The organism is Frankia sp. CoBUL1 (assembly GCF_978021245.1).
This window is the reverse complement of sequence record NZ_CDXDOS010000004.1, coordinates 9,912-14,172: the sequence shown is the minus strand read 5'-3', so window position 1 is coordinate 14,172 and position 4,261 is coordinate 9,912. Positions and strand designations below refer to the sequence as shown.

The following is a 4,261-nucleotide window of genomic DNA, read 5'->3' as shown; positions in this document are numbered from 1 at the left end:
ATCGAGGGCGGCTACGCGCTCGCCAACCTGGCCAAGATGCCGCACATCCTCATCGCCGGGGCGACCGGAGCCGGCAAGTCGACGTGTATCAACACCCTCATCACCTCGGTGCTGGCCCGGGCCACCCCTGACCAGGTGCGCATGGTGCTGGTGGACCCCAAGCGGGTCGAGCTGACGAACTATCAGGGTATTCCCCATCTGATCACGCCGATCATCACGAATCCCAAAAAGGCGGCCGATGCGCTGCAATGGGTCGTGAAGGAGATGGAGAACCGGTACGAGGACCTGGCCGCGTGCGGGGTGCGTCACGTCGACGACTTCAACCGCAAAGTGCGCAACGGCGAGATCGCCGCCCCGCCGGGATCCGAACGTGTCTACGTGCCCTACCCCTACATCCTGGCCATCGTCGACGAGCTCGCCGACCTGATGATGGTGGCGCCGCGCGACGTCGAGGACGCCATCTGCCGGATCACCGCCATGGCCCGGGCGGTGGGCATCCACCTGGTGCTCGCCACCCAGCGGCCCTCCGTCGACGTGGTGACCGGCCTGATCAAGGCGAACGTGCCGTCCCGGCTCGCCTTCGCGACGGCGTCGTTGGCGGACAGCCGGACGATCCTCGACCAGGCCGGCGCGGAGAAGCTCGTCGGCCTGGGGGACGCGCTCTTCCTGCCGATGGGAGCGGGTAAACCCGCCCGTATCCAGGGTGCCTTCGTTTCCGAGGACGAGATCGCGGCCATCGTCGACCACACGAAGGAACAGGCGCCGGCGGCGTTCCGGGAGGACGTGTTCGACGCCGGCGGCGAGGCCAGGAAGGAGATCGACGAGGAGATCGGAGACGATCTACAGCTCTTCCTGCAGGCCGTTGAGCTCGTGGTGAGCACGCAGTTCGGCTCCACCTCGATGTTGCAGCGCAAGCTGCGGGTCGGGTTCGCGAAGGCCGGGCGGCTGATGGACCTGATGGAGAGCCGGGGCATCGTCGGCGCAAGTGAGGGATCGAAGGCGCGTGACGTGCTGGTCATGCCGGACGAGTTGGAGGGTTTGCTCACAACCCTGCGTAACGGATGAGGAAGCCTCCGGCGGAATGTCCCCGCTTTCAGCGCCGGGGGGGCACCGTAAACTGAAGGCCTCGCGCCCACGGTAGGCGGAAAAGACGATTGCGGAGGTTCGCTCATGCAGTCCGCGGACGATCCGCAGCCGCGGGACAGCGTCGGGTCCATCCTGGCCGCGGCGCGGCGTGACCGCGGTCTCACGGTCTCCCAGGTCAGCGAGCGCACCCGGGTCAGGGCGGGTCTGATCGATCAGATCGAGCGGGACGACTTCTCGCAGTGCGGCGGCACGGTGTATGCCCGTGGGCATCTGCGCAGCATCGCCACCACCCTCGGGCTCGATCCCGGGTGGGTGCTGGCGGCTTACGACGCCTCGCACGAGCACCAGACCGGCCCATTGATGATTATCCCCTCGGCCGAGTTCGATCCGCTGCGCGGGGGGTCCCGCCGGCTGCGCGGCGGGTTCCGGTGGGGGCCGGCAATGATCGTTTCGCTGGTCGTGGTGTGCGTCATCGCGGCTCTCGCGTTGCTGCTGCCAGGTTCCTCCGGTTCCTCGGACGACAGGGCCGCGCCGGGGCCGGGCGGGGCCGTGGGGCTCACTCCGACCGTGAGCGTCCCGCCGGTCTCGACGAGCCCGGCCGTTCCCACCGTGACCACGCCCGCGCCGGCAGGGGTGAACGTCGTCCTGACGGTACGCGACGCGCAGAGCTGGCTGGAGGTGCGCGACGACGCCGAGCATGTCCTGCTCTCCCAGCTCCTGCAGTCCGGCGACAGCCGGACGGTGACGGCGTCGGGGGCCCTGCACATCAGGGCGGGCAATGCCGGTGCGGTCGATGTGTCGTGCAACGGCAGGAGCCTCGGGGCGCCGGGCGGGCTCGGGCAGGTCGTGACGATCCGGGTGAGCGCCGCAGCCTCCGGCGCCTGCGAGGTCGGCGACGAACAGCGTAGCGGTCTCGTGGCCGCGCCAACGCCCGCGCCGGTCCCGGTAGCCTGACCTGGTGTCCACACGCCTCCATCGCCGGGTAGCTCTGATCACGCTCGGTTGTTCCCGGAACGAGGTGGATTCGGAGGAGCTGGCCGCCCGGCTTGGCGCGGACGGGTGGGAGCTCGTCTCCGACGCCGCCGATGCCGACGCCGTGCTCGTCAACACCTGCGGATTCGTCGACGCGGCGAAGAAGGACTCCATCGACGCTCTGCTTGCGGCGGACGACCTGCGGGCCGGTGGCGCTCCATCCGGTCCCGCGGACGGCGCCGGTCCGGGTCCGCGCGCGGTGGTGGCCGTGGGCTGCCTGGCCGAGCGTTACGGAACCGAGCTCGCCGAGAGTCTGCCCGAGGCGGACGCGGTCCTCGGATTCGATGCCTATCCGAACATCGCCACGCACCTCGCGGCCGTGCTGGCCGGTACCCCGGTGCCCGCGCACTCCCCGCGTGACCGGCGGACGATGCTGCCGATCACCCCGCTGGACCGGGCCGCCCCCGCTCTCCCGCCGGGCGCGGTGTCCACCGGAGCCGTTCCGCTGCGCCGGCGGTTAACGACCGGGCCGGTCGCCGTCCTGAAGATCTCCAGCGGCTGTGACCGGCGCTGCGCCTTCTGCGCGATCCCGTCGTTCCGCGGCTCCCACGTCTCGCGGTCACCCGACGACGTGCTCGCCGAGGCCGAATGGCTGGCCGGTCAGGGTGCCCGCGAGCTGGTCCTGGTCAGCGAGAACTCCACCTCCTACGGCAAGGACCTCGGGGATCTGCGTGCGCTGGAGAAGCTGCTGCCGCAACTCGCGGCGGTGTCGGGCATTGTCCGGGTGCGCACGGTCTACCTGCAGCCCGCCGAGATGCGTCCGTCGCTGCTCGAGGTGCTGCTGACCACTCCGGGCCTCGCGCCCTATCTCGATCTGTCCTTCCAGCACGCGAGCCCGCCGGTGCTGCGCCGGATGCGCCGCTTCGGCGGCAGTGGGCACTTCCTCGACCTGCTCGCCCGCGCCCGCGCGCTGGCGCCCGACCTGGGGGCGCGATCCAACGTCATCGTCGGGTTCCCGGGGGAGACCCCCGAGGATGTCGACATCCTCGCGGAGTTCCTCGAGGCCGCCGAGCTCGACGCCGTCGGCGTGTTCGGCTACTCCGACGAGGAGGGCACCGAGGCCGCCGGGCTGACGGACAAGATCCCCGATGAGCTGATCGAGCGCCGCCGGGTACGCGTCACCGACCTCGTCGAGCAGCTGACCGCCGCCCGGGCGGACGCGCGGATCGGCTCCCGGGTACAGGTCCTGGTGGAGGAGGTCGCCGGTGGTCTGGCCACCGGCTGCGCCGCCCACCAGCAGGCGGAGGTCGACGGCGGGTGCGTCGTGCGACTGTCCCCGGGCGGCGCGGCGGATGACGGGCCGGAGCTCCTCGGGGTGGGGGATCTCGTCGAGGCCCGGGTGGTCGCCACCGAGGGTGTCGATCTGATCGCGGAGTTCACCGCGGTGCTCGATCGGGCCCGTCTCACGGCCGCGGTCGCGCGGCCGACGCCGGATCGGGCGGCGGCCCTCGTGGGCCGGGGCGTCGCGGATGGGACGTGACAGCGTCGGGCGCCGACGCCAGGGGGAGCGCGGCGAAGGGCCGTCGCAGCTCCCCGCGGAGCCCGTTTCTGCCCCGGTGGTCCCCGCGGCCCCGGTGGTCAACGTCGCCAACCTGCTGACGATCGCGCGGCTGGTGTTGGTGCCGGTCTTCGTGCCCTTCCTGTTCGCCGGGCCCGACGGGCACACCTGGCGGTACGCCGCCTTCGGCGCCTATGCGGTGGCTGCGGTGACCGACCAGATCGACGGCTCCATCGCCCGCCGCTGGCACCTCGTCACCGACTTCGGCATCCTGGTCGATCCGATCGCCGACAAGGCACTGACCGGTGCCGCGTTGATCTCGCTGTCCGTGCTCGGCGAGCTGCCCTGGCCGGTCACCGCACTGATCCTCCTGCGGGAGGTCGGCGTCACCCTCCTGCGCTTGTGGGTGATCCGCTTCGGGGTGATCGCGGCGAGCCGTGGGGGCAAGGCCAAGACCCTGCTGCTGAACGTCGCGATCGGTCTCTACGTGCTTCCGCTGGCGGGCGTTGCCGCCACGAGCCGGGCCGTGATTCTCGCGGCCGGCGTGGTGGTCGCCATGGTCACCGGGATCGATTACGTCTGTCGAGCTCTCACGCTGCGGCGGCGGGCCTCGCGGGATCCCGGCGATGTCACCCCGCCGAGGGG

The 4,261-nt window shown here is 71.2% G+C and carries 4 protein-coding genes; all 4 read left to right on the top strand.

What is annotated here, in order from left to right; all coding sequences use genetic code 11:
* On the top strand, positions 1-1,065 hold a 1,065-nt coding region (locus AC08OX_RS01120; RefSeq protein WP_476606078.1), incomplete at its 5' end, for a DNA translocase FtsK.
* A 105-nt stretch (positions 1,066-1,170) separates the two neighbouring features.
* Positions 1,171-2,040: a helix-turn-helix domain-containing protein gene (locus tag AC08OX_RS01115; protein ID WP_476606077.1), complete on the top strand. Its 870-nt coding sequence runs from the start codon at positions 1,171-1,173 to the stop codon at positions 2,038-2,040.
* A 4-nt stretch (positions 2,041-2,044) separates the two neighbouring features.
* On the top strand, positions 2,045-3,598 hold the full coding sequence (locus tag AC08OX_RS01110; RefSeq protein ID WP_476606076.1) for a MiaB/RimO family radical SAM methylthiotransferase: 1,554 nt from the start codon (positions 2,045-2,047) through the stop codon (positions 3,596-3,598).
* On the top strand, positions 3,588-4,261 hold a 674-nt coding region (locus AC08OX_RS01105), incomplete at its 3' end, for a CDP-alcohol phosphatidyltransferase family protein (RefSeq protein ID WP_476606075.1). The genes AC08OX_RS01110 and AC08OX_RS01105, both read left to right, overlap by 11 nt.